Origin of the sequence: Pseudoalteromonas luteoviolacea (genome assembly GCF_000814765.1) — a bacterium.
Classification (GTDB): Bacteria; Pseudomonadota; Gammaproteobacteria; order Enterobacterales; family Alteromonadaceae; genus Pseudoalteromonas; species Pseudoalteromonas luteoviolacea_H.
Genome location: NZ_JWIC01000003.1, coordinates 1 through 5,000, shown reverse-complemented (window position 1 = coordinate 5,000; position 5,000 = coordinate 1). Strand labels below are relative to the sequence as shown.

The window sequence follows — 5,000 nt, the reverse complement described above, 5'->3', positions numbered from 1 at the left end:
AACCAGCTAGGGATCGTCGCCTTGGTAAGCCATTACCTTACCAACTAGCTAATCCCACTTGGGCCGATCATAAGGCGAGAGCCGAAGCCCCCTTTGGTCCGTAGACATTATGCGGTATTAGCCATCGTTTCCAATGGTTGTCCCCCACCTTACGGCACGTTCCCAAGCATTACTCACCCGTCCGCCGCTCGTCATCTTCTAGCAAGCTAGAAATGTTACCGCTCGACTTGCATGTGTTAGGCCTGCCGCCAGCGTTCAATCTGAGCCATGATCAAACTCTTCAATTAAAAGTTTTTTGAATCCGAAGATTCGTGCTCAATGAATTCTGTATAAATTGACTATATAGTCACTCATAAGAAATTGAGACTCTAAATATTTTGTTAGAACTCAATCTGTACGAGTGCCCACACAGATGATTGCTTCATATTTTTAAAGAACAGTGTAACTAACTCTTGGTTAGTCACCGCAGCGTTGCTGCGAAGTGGAGCGCCATATTAACCGCTTCACTTTTAAAGTCAACTAGAAAATTTAATTTTTTAATTAATCTTTCAATTTAACTTTAACTTTCATTTTGGTTTGCGTTTTCTCTCGCAGCCCGCCGTGTCAGTGGGTGCGCATTATAGGGAGCTGAGATAATTGTGCAAGCATTTTTTAAAGAAAACTTATAAAAAAACAGCGCTTGCTTAAATATCAATCGAAAACCGTTATTTCTGTATAAAATTCCCTCTCTTAACTAGACACAACAATATAATTTTAACTAAGTAAGTTTGAAGCAATATCTACGTCTTGGCTTAAACTAGTTCGAGACGACATAGTACGCGAATACGTTCTTTTCGCGAAAGGTGATTAACGTGCAAAATGTAACGATAGCGAGCGAAGCGAGTACGTTCAATTTGCGCAAGGCGAGTATCGTGCAAAATGTAACGACAACGAGCGAAGTGAGTACGTTCAATTTGCGCAAGGTGAAACAAGCCGTTTTAGCTGCTGCCGAGGGGATCTTGAGTTTATCTTGCCGACAGTGATGGTTGCTCACTTCACCTTCAGATTATCGTGCAAAATGTTAACGACAAGGAACGTAGTGAATACGTTCTCTTTGTGCAAGGTGCAAAAGCCGTTTTCACTAAAAATAATCAACTCCCTATTTCATACGCAGAAACCGAGTCAAGAAAAACAAAGCATGGATCCTGAAACGAGTTCAGGACGACGTATTTAAACTATGCCGTCGCGCTCAACCTAGCCGTCACGCTGAACTTGTATATGGACTCCACTTGTTTGACAACATGTTTTTTAAAATTAAAGATGCTTGCGTATATGCGGTTTCTTTTGAGAGCGCGACTCTCTAACCTATGATTTATTGGCACTTTCTGTCCTAAACGCTTCGTTAGTGTATTATCACTTCAAGTTCAGACAGGTTTTCAGAAGGTTGGTCTTACAGTTTTAATTACATTGTTGTCGAACTCTTTTAAGATGTTTGTTAAATCATAACTGGCTGGTAGTTCGTACTTTGTTTTAACATTGCCCACGCCGTTCTGATATTTTTATTCACCAGCGCAATACAAGCTCGCTTTACACCTGAACGAGCAACCAACCTTAAGAGCCATGGCTGCTTCAATATCTTGGGCTTTTCCCGCAGATTGGAAATGTATGACAGCGCCCCAAAAATAAGCAGTTTTAGCTTTTGCTGAGGAAAACTTGAGTTTGTCTTGTCGGCGGTGAAGGATGCTCACTTCACCTTGCGCTATCGTGCAAAAGGCTAGCGACAACGAACGCAGTGAGTCCGCTCTTTTTGCGTAAGGTGATTAACGTGCACAATGTAACGATAACGAGCGAAGCGAGTACGTTCACTTTGCGCAAGGTGAAATAAGCTAGTTTAGCTGTTGCTGAGGAAATCTTGAGTTTGCCTTGTCGGCGGTGAAGGATGCTCCCTTCACCTTGCGCTAATTCGTCTCTTTATCAATGTGCATGACCTCTGCAACATTCGAGACGATTTAGCACGAAAAAAGCCCGACTCTTTCGAATCGGGCTTTCTTTTATTTGGCGCTTGGCAATGTCCTACTTTCACATGGGAAACCCCACACTATCATCGGCGCTATTTCGTTTCACTACTGAGTTCGGCATGGGATCAGGTGGTTCCAAAATGCTATGGTTACCAAGCAAATTCTTTTCGTGCAAATGGCTAATGACGTCTTTTTTGTCATTTCATTTGCGCAAGGTGAATTGATTTCTCATAAGAGCTCATCTATTCACAATGCTTAAAATCTGGAAAAACTAAATTAAATTCTTATCGTCTACTTATATTCTTAACTTCTAACAAGCTTAAAACCACTTTGGCGTTGTATGGTTAAGCCTCACGGGTAATTAGTACGAGTTAGCTCAATGCCTCACAGCACTTCCACATCTCGCCTATCAACGTTGTAGTCTTCAACGGCCCTTCAGTTAACTCTAAGTTAAAGTGAGAACTCATCTCGAGGCTCGCTTCCCGCTTAGATGCTTTCAGCGGTTATCGATTCCGAACGTAGCTACCGGGCAATGCTATTGGCATAACAACCCGAACACCAGCGGTTCGTCCACTCCGGTCCTCTCGTACTAGGAGCAGCCCCTCTCAATTCTCAAACGCCCACGGCAGATAGGGACCGAACTGTCTCACGACGTTCTAAACCCAGCTCGCGTACCACTTTAAATGGCGAACAGCCATACCCTTGGACCGACTTCAGCCCCAGGATGTGATGAGCCGACATCGAGGTGCCAAACACCGCCGTCGATATGAACTCTTGGGCGGTATCAGCCTGTTATCCCCGGAGTACCTTTTATCCGTTGAGCGATGGCCCTTCCATTCAGAACCACCGGATCACTATGACCTACTTTCGTACCTGCTCGACGTGTCTGTCTCGCAGTTAAGCTGGCTTCTACCATTACACTAACCGTACGATGTCCGACCGTACTTAGCCAACCTTCGTGCTCCTCCGTTACTCTTTGGAGGAGACCGCCCCAGTCAAACTACCCACCAGGCACTGTCCTCAACCCCGATTAGGGGCCTAAGTTAGAACATCAACACTACAAGGGTGGTATTTCAAGGACGGCTCCACACAATCTAGCGACTGTGCTTCAAAGCCTCCCACCTATCCTACACATGTAGGGTCAATGTTCAGTGCCAAGCTGTAGTAAAGTTCACGGGTCTTTCCGTCTAGCCGCGGGTACACAGCATCTTCACTGCGATTTCAATTTCACTGAGTCTCGGGTGGAGACAGCGTGGCCATGGTTACACCATTCGTGCAGGTCGGAACTTACCCGACAAGGAATTTCGCTACCTTAGGACCGTTATAGTTACGGCCGCCGTTTACCGGGGCTTCGATCAAGAGCTTCGACAAACGTCTAACCCCATCAATTAACCTTCCCGGCACCGGGCCAGGTGTCACACCGTATACGTCATCTTACGATTTTGCACAGTGCTGTGTTTTTAATAAACAGTCCCAGCCACCTGGTCACTGCGGCTCTCGTCTGCTTACGGAGCAAGTCCTTCACAAACAAGAGCGTACCTTCTCCCGAAGTTACGGTACAATTTGCCTAGTTCCTTCACCCGAGTTCTCTCAAGCGCCTTAGTATTCTCTACCTGACCACCTGTGTCGGTTTAGGGTACGATTCGATATAAACTGAAGCTTAGAGGCTTTTCCTGGAAGTAGGGCATCAACAACTTCACTACCGTAGTAGCTCGTCTCGACTCTCAGCCTTAGCGACCCGGATTTTCCTAAGTCACCAGCCTACAGCCTTTCACATGGACAACCAACGCCATGCTTGCCTAGCCTGCTCCGTCCCCCCATCGCATTTATACCAAGTACGGGAATATTAACCCGTTTCCCATCGACTACGCTCTTCAGCCTCGCCTTAGGGTCGACTCACCCTACCCTGATTAACATGGGATAGGAACCCTTGGTCTTCCGGCGTGCGGTTTTTCACCCGCATTATCGTTACTCATGTCAGCATTCGCACTTCTGATATGTCCAGCATGCCTTCCGGTTCACCTTCAGCCGCTTACAGAACGCTCCCCTACCCCGCGAACAAGTTCGCAGCCGTAGCTTCGGTGGTATTTAGCCCGTTACATCTTCCGCGCAGGCCGACTCGACTAGTGAGCTATTACGCTTTCTTTAAAGGATGGCTGCTTCTAAGCCAACCTCCTAGCTGTTTTAGCCTTCCCACATCGTTTCCCACTTAACATACACTTTGGGACCTTAGCTGACGGTCTGGGTTTTCCCTCTCCACGATGGACGTTAGCACCCACCGTGTGTCTCCCGGATAGTACTTTACGGTATTCGGAGTTTGCAAAGGGTTGGTAAGTCGGGATGACCCCCTAGCCTTAACAGTGCTCTACCCCGTAAGTATTCGTCCGAGGCTCTACCTAAATAGATTTCGGGAGAACCAGCTATCTCCCGGTTTGATTAGCCTTTCACTCCTAGCCACAGGTCATCCCCTAACTTTTCAACGTTAGTGGGTTCGGTCCTCCAGTCAGTGTTACCTGACCTTCAACCTGCCCATGGCTAGATCACCGGGTTTCGGGTCTATACCCTGCAACTTAAGCGCCCAGTTAAGACTCGCTTTCGCTACGGCTCCCCTAAATGGTTAACCTCGCTACAGAATATAAGTCGCTGACCCATTATACAAAAGGTACGCAGTCACCCTCGAAGGCTCCTACTGCTTGTACGTACACGGTTTCAGGTTCTATTTCACTCCCCTCACAGGGGTTCTTTCGCCTTTCCCTCACGGTACTGGTTCACTATCGGTCAGTTGGGAGTATTTAGCCTTGGAGGATGGTCCCCCCATATTCAGTCAAAGTTTCACGTGCTCCGACCTACTCGATTTCACTTCAGATAAATTTTCGTGTACGGGACTGTCACCCTGTGTGTCGTCCAACTTTCCAGAAGGTTCCACTAATTACACTGAAGCTTAAGGGCTAATCCGATTTCGCTCGCCGCTACTTTCGGAATCTCGGTTGATTTCTTTTCCTC

The 5,000-nt window shown here is 46.7% G+C and carries 1 protein-coding gene and 3 rRNA genes (1 of these 4 running past the window's edge); 1 reads left to right on the top strand and 3 read right to left on the bottom strand.

The window, feature by feature from the left end:
* A 16S ribosomal RNA gene (locus tag JF50_RS01380) occupies positions 1 to 287 on the bottom strand; it reaches 1,246 nt to the left of the window's first position.
* 564 nt (positions 288 to 851) lie between these two features.
* On the opposite strand from JF50_RS01380, the gene JF50_RS27085 reads away from it, so the two are divergent.
* Positions 852 to 1,022 (top strand): hypothetical protein, encoded by a 171-nt coding sequence (locus tag JF50_RS27085; protein WP_160290444.1) that lies wholly within the window; start codon positions 852 to 854, stop codon positions 1,020 to 1,022.
* Between the two features lie 1,017 nt (positions 1,023 to 2,039).
* Here the strand turns inward: JF50_RS27085 and rrf are convergent.
* Together rrf and JF50_RS01365 are read right to left on the bottom strand one after the other, a co-directional pair.
* Positions 2,040 to 2,154 (bottom strand): 5S ribosomal RNA (gene rrf / locus JF50_RS01370).
* A 183-nt stretch (positions 2,155 to 2,337) separates the two neighbouring features.
* Positions 2,338 to 5,000: ribosomal RNA gene (locus tag JF50_RS01365) — 23S ribosomal RNA — on the bottom strand; the annotation flags it as partial.